Annotated in this window: 11 protein-coding genes; 7 read left to right on the top strand and 4 right to left on the bottom strand. The window is 63.9% G+C overall.

What is annotated here, in order from left to right:
- Nucleotides 1–464: 464 nt before the first annotated feature.
- From FKZ61_RS08345 to FKZ61_RS08335, 3 genes are all read right to left on the bottom strand, one after another.
- The gene (locus FKZ61_RS08345) at nt 465–1,352 is read right to left on the bottom strand and encodes a carbohydrate ABC transporter permease (RefSeq protein WP_141609620.1); all 888 of its coding nucleotides are present in this window, start codon (nt 1,350–1,352) and stop codon (nt 465–467) included.
- A 21-nt stretch (nt 1,353–1,373) separates the two neighbouring features.
- Nucleotides 1,374–2,294, bottom strand: a complete 921-nt coding sequence (locus FKZ61_RS08340) for a carbohydrate ABC transporter permease (RefSeq protein WP_141609619.1) — start codon at nt 2,292–2,294, stop codon at nt 1,374–1,376.
- Nucleotides 2,295–2,443: 149 nt separating this feature from the next.
- Complete coding sequence (locus FKZ61_RS08335) at nt 2,444–3,811, bottom strand: ABC transporter substrate-binding protein (RefSeq protein WP_141609618.1); 1,368 nt, start codon at nt 3,809–3,811, stop codon at nt 2,444–2,446.
- Between the two features lie 652 nt (nt 3,812–4,463).
- Here FKZ61_RS08335 and acs point away from each other — a divergent pair.
- Nucleotides 4,464–6,530, top strand: coding sequence for an acetate--CoA ligase (gene acs / locus FKZ61_RS08330; protein WP_141609636.1), 2,067 nt, complete (start codon nt 4,464–4,466; stop codon nt 6,528–6,530).
- An 80-nt stretch (nt 6,531–6,610) separates the two neighbouring features.
- Here the strand turns inward: acs and FKZ61_RS08325 are convergent, their stop codons facing one another.
- Nucleotides 6,611–7,603, bottom strand: a complete 993-nt coding sequence (locus tag FKZ61_RS08325; protein WP_141609617.1) for an aldo/keto reductase — start codon at nt 7,601–7,603, stop codon at nt 6,611–6,613.
- A gap of 532 nt (nt 7,604–8,135) precedes the next feature.
- On the opposite strand from FKZ61_RS08325, the gene FKZ61_RS08320 reads away from it, so the two are divergent.
- The 6 genes from FKZ61_RS08320 (at nt 8,136) to FKZ61_RS08285 (ending at nt 20,264) form a co-directional block, all read left to right on the top strand.
- Entirely contained in the window at nt 8,136–8,975 is an 840-nt protein-coding gene (locus FKZ61_RS08320; protein WP_141609616.1) for a glycosyltransferase family 2 protein, read from the top strand.
- Nucleotides 8,893–11,076 (top strand): DUF2304 family protein, encoded by a 2,184-nt coding sequence (locus FKZ61_RS08315; RefSeq protein ID WP_141609615.1) that lies wholly within the window; start codon nt 8,893–8,895, stop codon nt 11,074–11,076. The genes FKZ61_RS08320 and FKZ61_RS08315 overlap by 83 nt, the downstream gene beginning before the upstream one ends.
- Before the next feature lie 3 nt (nt 11,077–11,079).
- Nucleotides 11,080–12,021, top strand: coding sequence for a DUF3473 domain-containing protein (locus FKZ61_RS08310; RefSeq protein ID WP_141609614.1), 942 nt, complete (start codon nt 11,080–11,082; stop codon nt 12,019–12,021).
- A gap of 113 nt (nt 12,022–12,134) precedes the next feature.
- Nucleotides 12,135–13,199, top strand: a complete 1,065-nt coding sequence (locus FKZ61_RS08305) for a GNAT family N-acetyltransferase (protein WP_141609613.1) — start codon at nt 12,135–12,137, stop codon at nt 13,197–13,199.
- A gap of 23 nt (nt 13,200–13,222) precedes the next feature.
- Nucleotides 13,223–19,231: a tetratricopeptide repeat protein gene (locus FKZ61_RS23895; protein WP_141609612.1), complete on the top strand. Its 6,009-nt coding sequence runs from the start codon at nt 13,223–13,225 to the stop codon at nt 19,229–19,231.
- Between the two features lie 61 nt (nt 19,232–19,292).
- The gene (locus FKZ61_RS08285) at nt 19,293–20,264 is read left to right on the top strand and encodes a hypothetical protein (protein WP_141609611.1); all 972 of its coding nucleotides are present in this window, start codon (nt 19,293–19,295) and stop codon (nt 20,262–20,264) included.
- The last annotated feature ends 5 nt before the right edge of the window (nt 20,265–20,269 follow it).

Genomic DNA, 20,269 nt, shown 5'->3' with positions numbered 1-20,269 from the left:
CTGACGGTGATTCAGGAGCCTCATCGAACCCATCGTCATCTGACCCCTCTGTCTGAGGTGCAACAGCGCATCCTCGCCTTGTTGGACTTCTCGACAGAGATCTACGCCAGGCTCTGCGCCGATTCCGTCAAACCATCCTAAGAATGAGCGAACCATAGGTAATTTGATTCGAAGTCATTCAAAATATATATAAGGAAATTTGCACAGGCCGTCCTATGACGGCCCATGCAAGTAAAGGTTGTAAATCATTGTACGTTACAGGCAAGGGGTAATGCAGTCAATAAAGAAGGTGACCTTCAGGCTAGTACTCGACTACAGTGAATCTTAATGGAATGATGTCCGCTCCATGGGGCCGCGAACTGACTACCGAAAACCAGTGTGGTCGAGTACTAGGGGCTATGGTATGAGATTAATATCACCCTGCAGGCCCGAGTAAAGAATATAGAACCAGAAACGGGGCTTCCCTACCCTTTGATTGCACCCGACATAATGCCACTGACTAACTGCTTCTGAAAGGCGAAGAATACCACCAGAAGGGGAATGGTAGCCAGAGTGCTCCCGGCGAACATTAGGGAGTAGCGGGGTGCAATCACGGTGGTGCCTTTGAAGTTGGCTAGGGCTAAGGGGGCAGTGATCTTATCAGGATCGGTCAGGATCAGCAACGGTCCCAGGAACTGATTGAAACCGTCCACAAAATTCAAAATGCCTAACACCGCCATACCCGGCATGATTAGAGGCAATACAATACGAGCAAAGGTGCCAAAGACCGACGCACCGTCAATAGCAGCAGCCTCTAACATTTCGTCCGGGATGGTTGCCGCGATATACTGGCGCATCCAAAAGATGCCAAACGCGTTAGCCCACTCCGGTAACCAAAAGGGCCAGTAGGTATCAGCCCATTTAAAGGTCTTGACCATCAGTAGGTACCAGGGGATTAACGTGATCTGAGTTGGCAGCATCATAGTGATCAGCATTAAAAAGAATAATTTATCACGCCCTGGGAAACGCCTTTTTGCAAAGGTAAAACCGGCCAATGATGAGAAGAAGAGCACGCCCAGAGTACGAACTACAGCCAGATAGAAGCTGTTAAACAAAGGGCGGCCAAAGCCTATTTCGGCAAAAAGTTGCCGATATGAAGTAAGATCAAACCCATTTTTGGGCCAGAAGTGAGGATCCCGGCTGAAAAGGGCAGCATCATCCATGAAGGAACCTACAAACATACTGTAGAAAGGGAAAATAAAAATCAAAGTCCATAAAACGAGAAAAAGATACAACAGCAAACGCGTCAGAAGACGCATAACCCGCCTGGACCAACGAGCAGCAGGTCGCACGGTTGAAGGTGCAGCCACCATCTTTCCTTTTCCTCCCCTCAACTACGGCCTACGCAGAATACGAATCTGAATGATGGAAATCACAATGACAAGAAAGCCAATTAGAAAACCAAAGGCAGAGGCATCGCCATAACGCTGCCCCCCGATGCCCACCTCGTACAACCGCAACATGAGCGTTTCCGTAGCGCCTCGTGGTCCGCCTTGAGTCAGCATATAAGGCTGGTTAAACATATTCATCAAGCCAATCGTAGCGATGACTGTCAGGAAAAAGATAATTGGGTAAAGCAAGGGCAAGGTAATTCGCCAAAAAATCTGCCACTCATTGGCCCCATCGATTCGCGCAGCTTCGTAGAGCTCGCTATCGATAGACTGGAGGCCTCCCAGAAAGAGGAGCACGTTGTAGCCAATGCCTCCCCAATGGGTTAGCATAATAACCACCCACTTGGCTGCCCAAGGGTTACCCCGCAGCCAAGCTACTGGCGAAAGACCAAGCATTTCCAAAAAACGATTCACCCACCCCATGTGATCGTCGAAGAGTTGGGTGAAGACGATAGCAACTATCACAGAGGAAGTGACATACGGCAAAAAATAGAGGGTTCGAAAAAGACCCCGCCCCTTCAAGTTTTTGATGTTTAAGAGGACGGCCAGCACAATGGCAATAAAAATACCTGTTGGCAGAAGAATGTAGGCAAATTGGAGTGTGTTAACCAATGATTGAAGGATATAGGGATCTTTGAGAATAGCACGATAATTCTCCAATCCCACATAGGTCATGGGCCCAAATCCGCGCCAACGACTAAAAGAAAGCTGAAACGCCCATCCTAGTGGATAGAGACGGAATACTGCAAATGTTATAAAAAATGGAGCAATAAAAAGATAATCTACCCAATGGCGGCGAACTTCTTGCCAAAATGTCCGGTGAGGTTTGGGGGCTGCTCTGGCCTGTGCAGTCGTAATACCCATTTAATCTACTCCGCAGTACAGACACTTTATATTTGCCGGCGGAATCAGGCCCGGATGCAGGCATCCTCAGAAGTTATGCTAAACACGAAATCACATTCCATCTGAGGATGCCTGCTCTTCATTGACCGCTCGTCGCCGTTAGACCCTTGTTACACACATCGCGTCCGTTCAAAGTCCGGCGTTGCTAACTCGACAATGCGAGCCATGCCTTCTTCAATTGAATATTCTCCAGTCAGGATAGGAACCATTTCTCGCTGAACTACAGTGTTGACTGCACCCCATCCGGCGGGACGGTAAAATTCGGTGGAGAGCTCTTTTTCCTGGCTGGCCCAAAATTCGTTGAACGCCCAATCACCGAAAATGGGGGAACGCATGCTCAAAAACTCTTCAGATTCCAGATAGGGACGGTAGGCCGGAATGATGCCCCACTGGCCACAACGGGATGCACCATCCACGCTCCCTAAAGCATACTTCATAAACAGAATAGCTTCTTCCGTGTGCTCTCCACATTTAGGCGACACTAGCTGGGCGCCGCCCCATACACCTGTCCGGTATTTGATACCCTCTCCCCCGGGGAACTTTGCAATACGCCACTGACCAGCAGTTTCTGACTCACCAGACTCGGCCGCCAACTGAGCTTCCCAAAAACCCCGGGCCCAAGCAGCTGCAAAGTCGCCGATCAGCTCACCATCTTTAAGAGCAGCCCAATAAGGCGGGCTCCACCAAGCCACATCCAGACCGCCTCCCGAATCCCATAACTGTTTAACGATCTGCATGGCCCGGATGCCCTTCTCATCGCCCACTGTGATAGTCTGGCCATCCTTGCTCACAGCCGTACCGCCGAGCTGATGCAATGCATACATAAACAACGCACTCCAGCCATCAGCCGGGAACACGAAAGAGTACATCCCTTGTTCCCGCAAGGCGCTGGCCATCTCGACAAAATCTGTCCAGGTCAAGGCGTTGACATCAATATCACCGAAACCAGCCTCCTCCAACTTATCCTGCCGGTAATACCAGCCGCTTACACTGATATCACCAGGCCAGCCCACATAACGGCCGGTCTTGGCAATGAAGGTTTCATTCAGTTTAAGGGGATGGTACTCATCAAAATGGCCTTCCAGCTCCGAGGTCAAATCTACCAGCAGATCGTTGCAGCCCCAATCCTGGGCATCGGTGGCTTCCGCCCAGAAGAGGTCAGGACAGCCACTATCGGCAGCCATGGCAGCCTTGATCTTTTCTACACGGTCGGCCGGATGGGGAGAAACCCATTCAATATCAGGGTAAACTTCCACGAAACCTTCGGCTGCTAGATCAATGGGGTGCTGGTCATGCCCCCAGAAGATAAGCTGCCGTTTCTCGGTCGTCGGTGCGCTCCCTTCGGCCGGCTGCTGACTGGCCGGAGCAGTACAGGCTGCAAGAGTAAGTGCTCCAGCCGTTGTGCCGACCCAGGCAAGAAACTGTCGCCTACTGAGTCGCCCAGCCCAGAGATTGCTGTCCGCGCGTTTGCCAGTCATGATTGATTCCTCCTTGACATTGGCATAATCAAACCAATAACCATGTTTGTAAGAGCGAAAAAACGCACCAGCAGGGAGGTGCCAACAGGACTCAGGACTAATTACAGCACCAGATTTTTTTCATAAAGTTTGGGCGAGAAGAGCAAGTGAAGGGAGAAGTCAACCGGCAAAATGGTCAGACCATTTATGATGCCGATTTTAACATGTCTCATGTAAGGCTGTCAATCTACTATTATCTCTCGGATAGTTCAGAATCATCAGTGCAGAATGTAGGGGTGGAGGCCCAGAGGCGCGTACCCAGGCGGCGCCCGATGGATGAATCCCGACAATCTTGAACTATAGTCTTATCTCTCTGCTGTTCGCCCCTGCCTCCCGGTTGTCAATAATCGGGATCCTATAGTATCCTACTATCCAAACCATATTCTTCCACAAAGGAAAGGGAACCGGAAGCCGCCCCACTTCAGGCGAGCGGTCCTTCGCTCCATCTGCCAACTGAAGAATCCGGCCGTGTCGGGTTGTCCGTATGGCCGTCCCCCCAGGTTCCAGGCTGCCCACGCCGTGCCGGATCTGCCCATTCCGTGTTTGGCCCATCCTTGTCACTTCCAAAGGAGGTATATCCATGGCCGATGAAACCCACGCCAAACTCGATCAGATGAATGAAAGCGTCGAGACAGAACTGCGGGAAGCCCAGATCACCGAAGCCGAAGTGGCCGTCCACTGGAGCGAAGAGGAATATTACAACCCCTCGCTCCAGTTTATCGCCCAGGCAAACTTTACCGATCCCACCATCTACGACCGCTTCAGCGAGGAGCATTTCCCCGAATGCTTCAAGGAGTACGCGGATCTGCTGGACTGGTACCAGTACTGGCACACCACCCTGGACACCAGCAACCCGCCCTTCTGGAAGTGGTTCGTGGGCGGTAAGATCAACGCCTGCTACAACTGCGTCGACCGCCATCTGGCCCAATACCGCAGCAAAGCCGCCTTCATCTTCGTCCCCGAGCCGGAGGACGAGCCCAATATCGCCATGACCTACCAGGAGCTCTACGTCCGGGTCAACGAAGTGGCCGCCGTGCTCCAGAGCCTGGGCCTGAAGACCGGCGACCGGGTGACCATTCACATGCCCATGGTGCTGGAGCTGCCCATCACCATGCTGGCCTGCGCCCGCCTGGGCATCATCCACTCGGTGGTCTTCGCCGGCTTCAGCGGCCAGGCCTGCGCCGATCGCATCGTGGACTCGGGTAGCCGGATCCTGGTCACCATGGATGGCTACTACCGCAGCGGCACCATGCTGGACCACAAGGTGAAGGCCGACGAAGCGGTGGAGGCTTCGGCCCGAGCCGGCCACACCGTGGAAAAGGTGCTGGTCTGGCGACGTTACCCCCGCCAGTACCAGTCCCAGGCACCCATGGTGGAAGGCCGGGATCTCTTCATGGACGATCTGCTCCAGGAACATCGGGGAGCCCGGGTGGAGCCGGTGAAGATGCCGGCCGAGGCGCCCTTGTTCCTCATGTACACCAGCGGGACCACGGGCAAGCCCAAGGGCCACCAGCACGGCACCGGCGGCTACCTGGCCTACACCGCCTGGACATCCAAGATGATCCAGGACATCCACCCCGAGGATGTCTACTGGTGCATGGCCGACATCGGCTGGATCACCGGCCACTCCTACATTGTCTACGGGCCCCTGGCCGTGGCCGCCACCAGTGTCATCTACGAGGGTGTGCCCACCTACCCGGACGCCGGTCGGCCTTTCCGCATTGCCGAAGAGCTGGGCGTCAACATCTTCCACACCTCGCCCACGGCCATCCGCATGTTGCGCAAGGCCGGCCCGGAGACGCCCCTGCGCTACAATCACCAGTTCAAGCACATGACCACCGTGGGCGAACCCATCGAGCCTGAAGTGTGGCGCTGGTACTACCACGTGGTGGGCAAGGAAAAAGCCGTCATTGTGGACACCTGGTGGCAGACAGAGACCGGCGGCTTCCTCTGCACCACCATTCCGGCCATCCACCCCATGAAGCCCGGCAGCGCGGGCCCGGCCCTGCCCGGTATCTACGCCACCATCCTGGACGACGACGGCAACGTGATTCCGCCCGGCGCGGGGAAGGCGGGCAACATGGTCATCCGCAACCCCTGGCCCGGTATCACCCAGGGCATCTGGGGCGACCCGGATCGCTTCGTCCAGACCTACTACGCCCGCTACAACAAGGATCGCAACAGCAAGGACTGGCGGGACTGGCCCTACTTCGCCGGCGACGCAGCCACCCAGGCGGGGGACGGCTACTTCCGCATCCTGGGTCGGGTGGATGACGTGATCAACGTGGCTGGCCATCGCCTGGGCACCAAGGAGCTGGAGAGCGCGGTGCTCACGGTGGAAGAAGTGGCCGAGGCAGCCGTGGTACCCCGGGTGGACGAGCTCAAAGGCCGGGTGCCGGATGTCTACGTCTCCCTCAAGCCCGGCTACACGCCCACCCCGGAGATCCAGCAGAAGATCGTCAAAGCCGTGGAAGAGCTCATCGGCAAGATCGCGCGGCCGAAGAACGTCTACATCATGCCGGATCTGCCCAAGACCCGTTCGGGCAAGCTCATGCGCCGGGTGCTGGCCTCCATCTCCAACGGCCAGGACGTGGGCGACGTCACCACCCTGGCCAACCCGGATGTGGTGGACCTCATCCGCAAGTCCGTCCGGGGGGACGACACCGCCGATTCGTTCTAAAGGTAGGGGCGGGCCTCCGTGCCCGCCCACATCCCCACATCCCCCCATGCCGCCCAACGGACAGGCACGGGGGCCTGTCCCTACATCCCCAACAAATGCAGATTGCGGCGCAAACGGGGGAAGTTGTAGCGTAGCCCCGGGAAGCGTTGCAACCCCTCTTCTTTGACCTCGGTGTTGAAAAACGCGGTGACCGTTTCGTAATCCTCCGGGCTCAGGTCCCAGGCGAAGGCGTCGATGGTGGCCTGGAGCTGGGACAGGGAGCTGACGCCCACGATGGGCGAGGTGACAGCCGGCGAATAGCGGACCCAGGCGATGGCCAGCTGCACCGGCGTGATGCCCCGGGCTTCGGCGAAACGGATGAAGCGCTCCACCCCCTCCCCATACTGGGACAGCCAGGTGATGAGCTGCGCGCTGGTCTGCCCCCGGGAATTCTCCGGCAGGGGCTGGCCCCAACGATATTTGCCCGTGAGCAGGCCCTGGACCAGGGGCCGGTAGGCGGTGATGGCGATGCCCTCGGCCATGGCCTGGGGCAGGATCTCGACCTCTACCCCCCGCTCGATGATGTTGTAGGCCACCTGGTTGCAGACCAGGGGCGCCCATCCGTTGCGGGCAGCGATGGCGTTGGAGTGGGCCAGTAGCCAGGCCGGATAGTTGCAGCAGCCCACGAAGCGAGCCTTGCCCTGGGTCACCACCTGGTTCAGCGCCTCCATGATCTCCAGGGGGCGCATCCCCTCCACCGGCCAGTGGATCAGATAGAGGTCCACGTAGTCGGTCTGGAGGCGGGCCAGGCTCTCGTCGATGCTCTCCAGGATGCTGCGGCGGTCCACGCCCTTGTGAACCTTGGTGGCCAGGAAGAGCTTCTCCCGCCGGCCCTTCATAATCTGGCCCAGGATGCGCTCCGTCTCCCCGTTGCCGTACATGGCCGCGGTGTCGATGAAATTGACGCCCTGGTCCAGGCAGGCGCCCAGGATGCGGTCTGCCTCCGCGACGTCGCAGCGGCTGCCGAACATCATGGTGCCCAGACACATTTCCGAGACATGGACGCCCGTGTTGGCAAATTCAACAGTGTTCATGGTGCTTCTTTCTCGCTCGATCTAGAGGCGGTTGGTGGACGATTGTCTTCGCCATTGTGCCACTTCCGGTGGGGAAATGGCAACTTGCGGCGCCGTGGCGCCTGCAGACAGGGCAAGCCCAACGGGCAGGCACGGGGGCCTGTCCCTACACAAGGGGACGAACCCCGGCCAAACCGTCCCTTGCCCCCATGTCGTATAATAATAATAGACGATACACATCGTCCCTGTCTGGGCTGCTGGCCGCGGGCCGGCCCACACGGCTGCATCTTCCACCCGCCCACCCACCCATCCCAGGTTGCCATCCTCCCGCCACCGTCACCGCCCAGGCCGACCCCGCCAGCCCGCGCCAGAGACATCAGGCGTAACTATTTCCGGGCACCCACGTCTTCAATCAGTGATGAAAGGACGGCCACAGACGGTTTTTGGCTGCCACCGCCAGCCCCTGCACGGTGGGTGCTCCGGTGGCATCCACGGCTATCCATCCTCGGCAATTCTCATGCAGACGGCAGACGGACCGGCAAAGGCGGTGCACATGGCAGCAAGCGATGGAGCGGACAAGATCCTCGTCATCATCCCAGCCTACAACGAACAGGGCGCCATCCGCCAGGTGGTCACGGGCGTTCGTCAGGCAGTGCCCCAGGCGGACATTCTGGTCATTAACGACGGTTCGGTGGACAACACAGCCCAGGAGGCCCTGGCCGCCGGCGCGCTGGTGGTGCAGCACCCCTTCAACCTGGGCATCGGCGGCGCGGTGCAGACGGGGCTCAAGTTTGCCGAGCTCAAGGGCTACGACTACGTGATCCGGCTGGACGGCGACGGCCAGCACAACGCGGCGGAGATCGCCCAGGTGCTGGCAGCCCTGCGCGCCCAGGAGGCGGACCTGATCGTGGGCTCCCGCTTCCTCCGCTCCCGGGTGGACTGGCACATCCCCCTGCTGCGGCGGGTGGGCATCGCCTTCTTCGGCTGGGCCGTCTCCTGCCTGATCCGCCGCCGCACCACCGACACCACCTCCGGCTTTTGCGGCATGAACCGGGCCGCTACCCGGGTGCTGGCCCGCTACCTGCCCCAGGACTACCCGGACGTGGAGAGCCGGGTGATCGTCCACAAGGCGGGGCTGCGCCAGCTGGAGCTGCCGGTGCACATGCGGGCCCGCATGGCCGGCGTCAGCTCCATCAACGCCTGGCGCTCCTTCTACTACGCCTGCAAGGTGACCGTGGCCGTTGTGACGTCCGCGCTGAAAGACATCGCCCGCTACGACTCCGGCCCTTGGGCGGCCAGGGAGGATTCCCATGCGCATACCCATCGAACAGCAGATCATCGCCGTCTCCTTCAGCCTTATTCTGTTGTTGGTGACCATCCAACTGATCCGTAAGCACAAGCTGCGGGAAGAGTATGCCCTGGTCTGGCTGGCGGCCAGCGGAACCATCTTTGTCCTGACCGTCTTCGACCGGCTGGTGGGCGTCCTGGCCGCGCTCTTTGCCGTCAGCTACGCGCCCACCCTGATCCTGGTCTTCGGCGTGCTGTTCTGTCTGGTCATCCTCCTCTCCCAGAGCGTGGCCATCTCCCAACAGGCTGACCGCATCCGGGATCTGGCCCAGAGCCACAGCCTGCTGGAGTGGCGCCTGCGCCAGCTGGAAGCCCAGGGGCGGGCCGACCCGGCCGCTTCGACCCGGCCCCAGCCCAACACGCCACCGGACCCTGCCCAAGGAGAGCCCATGCCCCACCCTGCAGACATCGCAAACACACCACCGCCGGCCCCCGCGCCAGCACCCCTGGCTCCCCACCGCCCCACCCCCGCCCGCCGGGTGGTGGTGATCGGGCTGGACGGCGCCACCTTCGACTTGATCAAGCCCTGGGCCGAGGCGGGAGACCTGCCCACCCTGGCCCGGCTGATGCGGGAGGGCGCCCACGGAACCCTCCACAGCACCATCCCGCCCATGACCGGGCCGGCCTGGACCACCTTTGCCACGGGCGTGAACCCGGGCAAGCATCGGCTCTACGACTGGATCGCCCGGGAGGCGGACAGCTACCGCTTCCTGCCGGTCACCGCGTTGGACTGCACCGCGCCCACCCTCTACACCCTGCTCAGCCAGGCGGGCCGCCGGGTCTGCGCCCTCAACATCCCCATGACCTACCCTCCCACGCCGGTGAATGGGGTCATGGTCTCCGGCATGCCTGCCCCCAGCACCCGGGTGCGCTTCACCTACCCCGAGGGGCTCTATCAGGAGATCCTGGAGGCGGTGGGCGACTACATCCTCTACCCGGACCCCGGGCAGGCCTACTCGGACAGCGGCGTGGACGCGTTTCTGGAGCGTCTCTACCGGACGACCGACCTGCGGGTACGCACCTTCAACTACCTGCGCAGCCGGGAGGCGTGGGACTTTGCCATGGTGGTCTTCAACGGCACCGACACGGCCAGCCATGCCCTCTGGAAGTTCATGGATCCCACCCACCCCCTCCACGACCCGGCCAGAGCCCGGAAGTACGGCAGCGCCATCCACGACTACTACCAGTACCTGGACGCCCACCTGGCCACCCTGGTGGATACCCTGGACGACGACACCACCCTCATCGTCATGTCCGACCACGGTTTCGGCCCCTTCCACAAGTTCATCCACGTCAACAACTGGCTGCTCCAGGAGGGCTTCATGCAGGTGCGCCGGGGCCTGCGCACCCGGGCCAAGTATGCCCTCTTCCGCCAGGGATTGACGCCCATGAACGTCTACGACACCCTGATGCGGCTGGGCCTGGGCGCGCTGAAACGGGAAGTGGTACGGGGCCAGGGCCAGGGCCTGCTCAAGACCCTCTTCCTCTCCTTCGAGGATGTGGACTGGCGCCGCACCCAGGCCTACTCCCTGGGCAACGTGGGGCAGATCTACCTGAACGTGGTGGGCCGGGAGCCCCAGGGCTGTGTCCGGCCCGGGGCAGAATATGAACAGGTGCGCCAGCAGATCATGGAGCGGCTGCTGACCCTGCAGGACCCGGCCACCGGCGAGACGGTGGTGGAGGCCGTTTACCGCCGGGAGGATCTCTACCACGGCGAGCAGCTGAAGCACGCGCCGGACATCGTCTTCCTGCCCCGACGGCTGGAGTACTTCGGCTTCGGCGAGTACGAGTTCGGCAGCCACCGCATCATCGAGCCCATGCGGCGGGGCATCTCCGGCACCCATCGCCTCAACGGCATCTTCCTGGCCTACGGCGCGGCCGTCCGCCCTGGCGTCACGGTGGAAGGCGCGCACCTGGTGGACCTGGCGCCCACCATTCTGCACCTGATGGGCGAACCCATCCCTGACCACATGGACGGCCGGGTACTGGCGGAGGCGCTGCAGGATCCGGCCCAGGCCCGGACCGACGCCCCCCGGCCACAGCAGCCCCACTGGCAGCCCACCGACGGGGGAGAGGGCGACGGCCTCAGCGACGAGGATCGACAGATCCTGGCCGAGCGGCTGCGCAGCCTGGGCTATGTGGGGTAAGCCATGGACGCACCCATGAACTGCCAGGATCCGCCGGGCCAGCCGCCCCCCGTGGTCAACGGGTTTACCGTAGATCTGGAAGAGTGGTTTCAGGGCCTGACCAGCACCAATCGCCAGGTGGAACGCTGGCCCCACCTGGAGAGCCGGGTGGTGGGCGCCACCCGGCAGTTGCTACGCCTGTTGCGCAGCCATGGAGTGCGGGCCACCTTCTTCGTGCTGGGCCACGTGGCAGATCACCACCCCGGGTTGATCGAGGAGATCTGCGCCGACGGCCACGAAATTGGCGTGCACGGCTATTTCCACCGCTTCGTCTACCGGCTGACCCCGGCCCAGTTCCAGGAGGAGCTGGAGCGGGGCATCCAGGCGGTGATGTCCATCACCGGGGAGCAGCCCCTGGGCCACCGGGCGCCCTATTTTTCCATCGACCACCGCACCCCGTGGGCTTTTGCCTGCCTGGAAGCCTGTGGCTTTCGCTATGACAGCAGCATCTTTCCCATCCGCAGCCTGCTCTACGGCTCCCCGGGTGCGCCCCGCTTTCCCTACCGGGTTCCCGGCCACCGCCTGGTGGAGTTCCCGGTCTCCACGGTGCGGGTGGCCGGCATCAACTGGCCCATGGCAGGCGGCTTTTACGTGCGTGCCCTGCCCTACCCGCTAGTCCGCTGGGCCATCGCCCGGCTCAACCGGGCCGGCCAGCCCGCCATCCTGTACCTCCACCCCTGGGAGCTGGACACAGGCCAGGTCTACCGGCAGGTGACCTGGCGGGAGCGCATCACCCACTATCACGGCCGCCGAGGCCTGGCAGGCAAGCTGGAGCGCCTGTTCACCGACTTTCGTTTTACGAACCTGGGCACCCTGTGGCGGGCGCAGCGGGCCCAAACCGCCGGAGGGGACACGGTGATAGCAGGAGCGATTGCCCGCCCCTCCAGCCACGGATTGCACCCATGAACATGGATGTATTCAGCGCCATCTGGGCTCAAGATTCATCTGGGCTCAAGATTCATTTGGGCTCAAGATAAAGTGCAACAATAGTGCGTGTATGTAGAGGGGGAAGCTGTCCCATGGAGATCGTTGAGTTGCGCGACGAAAACCGGGCGCACTGGGATGCCTACGTGCGCGCCTCCCCCCATGGCCTGCCCCAACATCTGGCCGCCTGGCGGGAGGTATTGACCCGCACCTACGGCTACAGGACCTGCTACCTGATGGCGGTGGAAGGCCGACAGGTGGCCGGGGTGCTCCCCCTCTTCGTGGTGCCCAGCCGGCTGACCGGCCACACGGTGACCACCCTGCCGGGAGGCCTCTGCGCGGAGAGTCCAGAGGTCGCCGGGGCGCTGCTGGCCGCGGGGCAGGGCCTGGCCGAGCGCCTGGGTGCCAGGCGGCTGGTCCTCCACGACACCCGCCAGCCCTGGCCCGGCCCGTTTCAGACCAGCTGTGAACACGAGGCGTGGATCGTGGAGCTGGGGGATGGGGAGGAAGCCCTCTGGCGCCGGCTGGATCGCAACATCCGCCGGCAGATCCGCATGGGGCGCAACAACGACCTGCAGGTGGAGGTCGATCGCACGGGCCGGCGGCTGGACGATTTTTACCGGGTGCTGAGCCGGTTCACCCACCAGGTGGGCACACCCGTTTTCGGCCGCTCGTTCCTGGAAAACATCATCCGCTGCTTTCCCGGCAGCTTCAATATCGTCATGGTCTACCACCAGGGGACGCCCATCGGCGGCTATTTTCAGATGGAGATGGGCGACACGGTCTACGGCCTGTGGGGGGCGACCCTCCACGACTACCTGGCCTTGCGGCCCGTCTACCTGGCCTACTGGACCATCCTGAGCGATGCCATCGCCCAGGGCTTCCGGTTTCTGGATATGGGGCGGAGCCCGGCCGACACCAACACCTCCCGCTTCAAGGGGCAGTGGGGTGGGAGCCCGGTGCCGGTCTATCAGCAGGTGGCCCCCCTGGCCTCCGGCGAGGCGGCCGCATCCGCCAACGGACGCCCCGCGGGCGCGGTGGCCATCCAGGTTCGTCAGAGCGGCCTGTTCCAGGCGTTCCAGCAGCTCTGGCCCCGGCTGCCCTTTCCCCTGGCCCAGTTTTTGGGACCCAGGCTCCGCCGCCACGTGCCCTTTGCGTAACGGATATTAGAAGGACGGACCCTTTGTTGATCGGACGCAAAACGCCCCTCGTCAATGAAAAGCCGGAGCCCGTGGCCATGCCCCGGGTGGCCGTTTCCGTCTGGCGTCCATACGCGGTGCCCCTGGCATTGCTGGTCATCTGGGCAGCGGTGGTGGCCGGCGTTCCCCACTTCCTGCCCGTCCAGATGGCCAGCTGGCTGACCTTTCTGGCCCTTTTCATCACACCCGGCTACCTGCTGGCCGAGATGCTCCTGGACCGGCTGGAGCTGGATGGGTTGGAGCGCTGGGCCCTGGCTTTTCCCCTGGGCGTGGCGGTCCTCTCCATCCCTGGCATGTGGGCCTTGCTAAACCATCACACCGTCCGGGATCTGGCCCTGGGCTGGATGGGCGCCAGCACGCTGGTGGTCATCGCCTGGCTCCTCCACAGCCTCTGGCGCCGGCAGCACCTGTCGCCAGCCCAGCCGCCCCGATGGACCCTGGACGAGTGGCTCTGGGTGGGGCTGTTGGCCCTGGCATTCCTGCTCCTCTACCCCACCTTCACCCTATTCAAAATCGATGGCGACGCCTATGCGGTGAGCTCCTTCACGGCCGATGCCCTGGCCGGCATGCCCCTCAACCAGGCCGAGCCCCTCTTCGGCACCGGGCTGGGGCCGGGCGTGCGCATGGTCTTCAACCAGTCGCTGCCCATGACCTACCTGTGGGTCTACTTCTCGGGCATCGATCCCATCACCCTGACGGCCACCGCCTCCCGGGCCATGGTAGCCCTCTGGGCCATCCTGGCCGCCTACATGCTGGGCAAAGCAGCCGGCGTGGAGCTGCCAGCCAGCCACCGGGGACGACGCTTCGGCCTGCTGGTGGCCGGACTCCAGCTCTTGATCTACACGGCCGCCCCCTTCTTCCGGGGCGACAACGTGAGCCTCTTCTTCTTCGAGCGCACCACGGCGGACAAATTCATGGTGCCGGTGACCCTGTTGCCCGTGGCCTTTGCCCTGTCGCTCCACTACCTGCGCCAGGGCCGCCGGGCCGCGTGGCTGGGTGCCGCCCTGGTGGCCTTCGCCGTCTCCGCCATTCACCCCCTCATCGCGGCCATGCTGGCTCTGGCCTTGGGCGCCCTGGGTGCCAGCCACTGGCTGCTGCGCCCCCGATGGGTGACCTTCTGGCGGAGCGCTGCCCTGGCCCTGGTGGTGGCCGTGACCATGGCCCTGCCCCTGGTGCAACTGGTGTTGTCCCGGGGCGAGGAGCCCCTGGCTCCCTCCTACCCCGCCAGCCTGGAAGGTTGGCCCGTGGGCCAGCGGCTGGTGCCGGCCCTGCCCTTCGTCTACCTGCCCACCCTGGACGTGTACGGCCCCCTGCCGGATCTCTCCCAGCTGGATGCGGACGAGGCCAACACGCCCACCGATCCCTTCCTGATCTGGCGCTTCGCCGTCAACATGAACCGCCGGCGCCTGATCCTGTTTGACCTGGACCACTACATCTCGGACCCCAACATCGTGTTGGAGCCGCCCTACCTGCTGGCCCTGCTCCTGCTCCCCCTGCTGCTGCGGCGGGTCCGCTCCCACCTGGGCGCCCAGTTTGCCGTGGGCGTCAGCCTGGCCGTGCTCTTCGTCATGTTCAACCCCCTGGTGACACCCCGCATCGGCCAACTGGTGATGCCCTGGATCCTGTGGCGCTTCGTCTGGCTATTGCCCTACACCCTGGTGCTGGGATGGGCAGCCTACCGCCTGGCCCATGCCCTGGCCCCCACCCTGGCCGGCCTGCTGCCGATCCGGCTCCGGGGGAGCAGTCCGCTGGCCGCGCCTCTGGTGCTCTTCCTGGTCCTGGCCCTGCTCCTGAGCCCGGCCGCGGCAGGCAACCTCCAGGAGCTCCACCATCGGGCGGCCTTTCCCTACTACTACCCCACCCCGGCGGAACTCTTCCGCCGGCTGGATGAGCTGACCACCCTCCACGGCCCGGCTGCCGTCATGGCCGACCCGGACCTGAGCGTGACCATCCCCGCCTATGTGGCGGGCGCCCATATCATCGCCCACCGGGCGCCCACCACCAGCGAGATCTTTCCGGCCAATCGACAGGCAGAAGCCCTCCAGCGCCTCATCGACCAGGACCGCTTCTACCGCCAGCGCTACCTCTCCCCCGAGGGGCTGGAGATCCTGCGCCGCTACCAGGTGGGCTACGTGGTGGCCATCAGCGGCAGCAGCCTGGACCTGCAACTGCGGCTGGCGCCCCAGTGGTTCCAGTGGATCACCGACGATCAGTCCTACAGCCTGTATGCCGTCCGCGCGGTGCCCGATGCCACCTATGCCATCCAGGGCAACCAGGCCCTGGCTGAACGCCAGTGGGCCACCGCAGCACGCCTATACGAAGCCGAGCTGGCAGCCCAGCCGGAAAGCCTCCTGGCCCTCTACGGCCTGGCCGAAGTGGCCCACGCCCGAGGCCAGTTCCGAGACGCCCTGGCCCTGCTCCAGCAGGCGGAATCGTCGCTGGAGCGACAGGCCGCGGCGCCGGGTCTCCGGGCCGTCTTCCACTATCGCCAGGGGCAGATCTACATGGAGCTGGGTCAACCCCAGGAGGCCATGGCCGCCTTCGACCAGGCCCAACGCCTGGCCCCCCGGGTAGCCCGCTTCCACCTGGCCGCAGGTGACGCCTGTCTGCGGGCGGGGGAGATGACCTGCACCGAAGAGCAGTACACCCTGGCTGTGACCCACCAACACCTGCCGGACGACACCTCCCGGCTGGTGGCCCTGGCCGACCTCTGGCGGCAACGGGGAGAAACGGACCGGGCCCTGGCCCTCTATGCCCAGGCAGCCAACCAGCGGCCCAGCCTGGCCAACCAGCTCACCCTGGCCAGCGCCTACCGGGAGGCCGGTCGCTTTGACGAAGCAGACGCCCTGGTGCGCCTCCTGCGCCAGCAACACCCCCTGTCGGTGGACGTGCTGGTGGTGGCGGCGGATGTGAAAGCCGCCCAGGCCGACTACCCCGCAGCCGTGGATCTCTACCGCCGGGCCATCTGGCTGCAGGAGCTCACCGGCCAGGAGTCCGTGGAGACCCGCCTGGCCCTGGCCCAGGTGCTGCTGGATGCCCAGCGCTACGACGAGGCCGGCGCCGAAATTGACACCATCCTGGCTCGCCAGCCCAACAATGCCCTGGCCCATGGCCTCCAGGGCGACCGCCTCACCCTGCTCCACCGGCCGGTGGAGGCCACCCTGGCCTACCAGCGGGCTTTCCGGCTGGATCCCACCCAGGTCCGCATCTACCTGGCCCTCAACGACCAGTTCCGTCGCCAGGGCGGCGCCCAGGAGGATATCCTGGCCCTGCTCCAGACGGCCATCCGCGCCAACCCCAACGAGCCGGCGCTGGCCCTGGCCCTGGGCGACCAGCTCCAGCGCCAGGGGGACATCCAGGCTGCGGTGGACGCCTACCAGGCCGCGCTGGACATGTTCGAAACGGACAGCCTGGCCAACACCTTCGGCTCGGGAGACGACGCCAGCCGCGCCTACGCCTACGTGCGTCTGGCTGCGGTGAGCGAAGACCTGGGCCAGATGGAGCCGGCCATGAACTACTACAAGGCCGCGGAGGCAGCCGCGCCGGACCTGGCCTGGCCGGCGGTGATGCTGGGCGATGCCCTGCGCCGCCGGGGAGACATGGACGGCGCCCGCCTGGCCTACCAGCGGGGCCTGCGCAACGATCCCACCTTCGTCAACGGCTACCTGCAACTGGCCGACCTGCTCTACGCCCAGGGCCAGATGGAGGAAGCCCAGCGCCTCCAGGAGGCGGGCCTGCAGGTTGCCCTGGACCAGACCCTGGAGGCATCCCTGGCAGCCGCGCCGGACCGGCTCCACCTGGGCCTGGGCAAGGTGGCCCCGGATACGGCCGCAAATCCCGCCGGTGGCTTCGATTCCGACGGAGGCCCAGGGAACCCCAGCCTGCTCTCGTTGGCGGACGTCTCCCCCCAGGCCATCACCCGCCTCTTCCAACAGGGCAATCAGCTCCTGGGCAGCGGGGCCGATACCACCCTGCCGGACCTCCTGAGCCGCCTCTACCAGGAGCACAGCCAGGCCGGCCAGGCCATCGCCCTCTACCGACAGCTCATCGAGGAAGGCGAACGGGAGCGCTGGTATCCGGTCACCCTGGCCCAATTCTACAAGGGCCTGGGCGACCTGCTCCTGGCCCAGGGCCAGGCCCTGGACGCGGCCCGAGCCTACCAGCAGGCGGTGGACCTGGACGCCTGGTGGCCCCAGGCGCGGCTGGGCCTGGCCCAGTCCCTCATGGCCATGGGCGACAGCGACCAGGCCCTGGACCAACTTCGCAGCGCTACGGAGATGGCCCCCGGCTATGTGGAGGCCCAGGTGGCTTTGGCCGACCTGCTCAGCCTGCGGGGAGAAGAGCAGACAGCCCTGGCCATCTACCAGGAGACCGCCGCCACGCACCCGGGCAATCCCCGGGCCACCCTGGCCCTGGCTCAGGCCTGGCAGACCCAGGGCCAGCTCCACCGGGCCGAACAGGTCTACCGGGAGACCCTGCGCCTCACGCCCGGGGAAGCCGATGCCTATGTGGGCCTGGCTACCCTGCTGCTGGAACAGGCCCGCTATGACGAGGCAGCCCCCCTGCTCCAGAAGGCCATCCAGATGGATCAGCGCAACATCCGGGCCTATCTCCAGTATGGCGTGTTGGAACAGCGACAGGGCAACCCGGAGCTGGCCATGGCGTGGTTCAGCCGGGCCCGGGACGTACAGGCCAGGGGCGCCCAGTCCGGCAGCCTGGTGTTGGTGGACCTGCTCCAGCGGTACGGCAACTATGAGCCCGCGCTGGCCTACGTCCAGGAGATGCTCCAGGGGCAGCCCGACGACCTGGAGCTGCTGTTGCGGGCAGCCCAACTCCAGCGGGCCCTGGGGCGCTACAGCGACGCCCTGGCCACCCTGCTCACCGCCGCCCGCTACCAGTTGAACGACAGCCGCCTCTCGGCCGAATTGGGCGAGCTCTACTGGCTCCAGGGGCGGCCCCAGGCAGCCCTGGCCGCCTATCGCCACACGCTGGTCCTGCAGCCCGATGAGTACAGTTACTATCTCCGCCTGAGCGAGATGTGGAACGCCCAGGCGGACTTCCAGCAGGCGACCCAGGTGCTGCGCGCGGGCCTGCAGCGGGCCGTCAGCAGCCCACTGGACGCGGCCCCCCTCTACGCGGCGCTGGCCAGCCTCTATCTCCAGCAGGGCAACGCTGCGGCCGCCAAAGAGACCCTGGATACTGCCTTTGCCCGCCTGGGGGAGAATGAAACCGAGCTCATCATCGCCATGGGTGGCTATCTGGCCTCCCGGCCGGCCCAGGCCAGCGACCAGGAAGATGCCGCCGAGAAGTGGTATAATGACGCCCTGGCACGCCAGCCCGGCAATGCAGCCCTGCACCGGGCCCTGGCGGCCCACCTCCTGCGGCAGGACCGCCAGGACGAGGCGCTGCACCACTACCGGCAAGCGGTGGCCCTGGAGCCGACCAACGCCAGCCACCGGTTGGCCCTGGCGGAGCTCTATGCCCAGGGCGGCCAGCCCGAAGAGGCGATCCAGCAGTACAGCGAGGCCATCCGCCTGGAGCCCACCCTGGCCGACGCCTACAGCGGCCTGGCTGCCGTGTACGAAAGCCAAAAGCGCTGGGATGAGGCCGAAGCCGTGCTGAAGCGGGGATTGGCCGCCGTTCCCACCGATGGCCCCCTGTACATCCGCTACGCGGGCCTGCTTTGGACCCGGGGGGATGCGGCCGGTGCCCAGGCGCTGCTGCGGCAGGCGGAGCAGGTTTCCGCCACGGCCACCACCCTGATGGCCCGTTCGGCCCTCTACGCCCGCATGGGGCAGAAGGAGCAGGCCCGGCGGGACCTGGAGGCGGCCCTCCAAAAGGAGCCGGGCAACCTGGACGTCCTGCTGGCCCTGGGCGACCTGTACCGGGATCAGGGAGATGTGAAAGCGGCTCAGGAGGTCTACCAGAAGGCCACCACCTTGAAGCCAGGCGTGGCCGCCGGCCGGTTGCGCCTTTCCCGCCTGCGCCGCTAGTACGGTAATTCTCTGATTCTCTCGTCATCACGCCGGGCTGCCGGGCCCGCCTGAGGAAACCATGTGGAAGATTAAGATCCTGCTGATCCTTTCCCTGCTGCTCTACGGCTGTGTGCCCACTACCCTGGCCCAGTCCCTGGAATCAGGCGCCCCTCTGGAGCGCCTCTGGGTCGATATGAGCATGACGCCCCAGCTCATCGACTGGTTCAACAACCACGCACGTCCAGACGACATCGCCCGGGTGGACCACGTGAGCATGATCGACCTGCTGGAACAGGTCCAGGTGGGCAGGCGGCTGGTGGTCTTCAAAAACGTGGCCGATGCCGAGGTGTTGCTGCCCCATCTGGCCGACCGCATGGACATCATCGGCTACAACCTGGAGCATGGCCCCGCCAACCGGCCGGACGAGCAGGCGGATCCCGTGGGCAGCGTCCGACGCATGCGTGCCCTGGCAGACCAGTACGGCCTGCGCCTGGCCCTGGGCCCCGACCATGCCTTCGCCCTCAGCGACGGGGTGGCCATGGCCCCCTACGTGGACATCTTCGTCCTCCAGATCCAGCGGGCCCAGACCGAGCCCGAGACGGTACGGGCGTTTGTCCTGCCGCTGGTCCGGCAGCTCCGCCAGGCCAATCCCGAGATCGCCATCAGCGTCCAGGTCCGCACTGAGGGGGATATGGACGCCCTGCAGGATCTGCTGGCTTCCCTGGAACCCCAACTGGACGGCCTCTCCATCCTGACCAGCCCCAACACGGTGGACATTGCCCGGCGCCTGCTGGCCGCCATCCGGCCGGACGTCCCTTCCCCATCCCCCACGCCAGAGCCCGAGCCCGAGCGGCCGCTGCCGGTGGACACCCAGACGCCCATGCCCTCGGTCACCCCTCGGCGCCCCACGCCCATCCCCACCCCACCGACCACCGGCATGCCCACCCGCTCCTGGTTTGTGCCCGTGGGCCTGCTGGTGATGGGCGTGCTGCTGGGAGGGCTGATCACCACCGCGGCGCTCTACGCCTACCAGAACGTACGTCGTCGCTGAGGTAC

Origin of the sequence: Litorilinea aerophila (genome assembly GCF_006569185.2) — a bacterium.
Lineage (GTDB): Bacteria > Chloroflexota > Anaerolineae > Caldilineales > Caldilineaceae > Litorilinea > Litorilinea aerophila.
Note: the sequence above shows the minus strand (reverse complement) of the source record. Positions and strands in the feature narration are given on the sequence as shown.

Coding starts and splice junctions, on each gene's coding strand:
- FKZ61_RS08285 (WP_141609611.1), top strand. CDS start 19,293: ATGTGGAAGATTAAGATCCTGCTGATCCTTTCCCTGCTGCTCTACGGC.
- FKZ61_RS08340 (WP_141609619.1), bottom strand. CDS start 2,294: ATGGGTATTACGACTGCACAGGCCAGAGCAGCCCCCAAACCTCACCGG.
- FKZ61_RS08345 (WP_141609620.1), bottom strand. CDS start 1,352: ATGGTGGCTGCACCTTCAACCGTGCGACCTGCTGCTCGTTGGTCCAGG.
- FKZ61_RS08315 (WP_141609615.1), top strand. CDS start 8,893: ATGCGCATACCCATCGAACAGCAGATCATCGCCGTCTCCTTCAGCCTT.
- acs (WP_141609636.1), top strand. CDS start 4,464: ATGAATGAAAGCGTCGAGACAGAACTGCGGGAAGCCCAGATCACCGAA.
- FKZ61_RS08310 (WP_141609614.1), top strand. CDS start 11,080: ATGGACGCACCCATGAACTGCCAGGATCCGCCGGGCCAGCCGCCCCCC.
- FKZ61_RS08335 (WP_141609618.1), bottom strand. CDS start 3,811: ATGACTGGCAAACGCGCGGACAGCAATCTCTGGGCTGGGCGACTCAGT.
- FKZ61_RS08325 (WP_141609617.1), bottom strand. CDS start 7,603: ATGAACACTGTTGAATTTGCCAACACGGGCGTCCATGTCTCGGAAATG.
- FKZ61_RS08305 (WP_141609613.1), top strand. CDS start 12,135: ATGGAGATCGTTGAGTTGCGCGACGAAAACCGGGCGCACTGGGATGCC.
- FKZ61_RS08320 (WP_141609616.1), top strand. CDS start 8,136: ATGGCAGCAAGCGATGGAGCGGACAAGATCCTCGTCATCATCCCAGCC.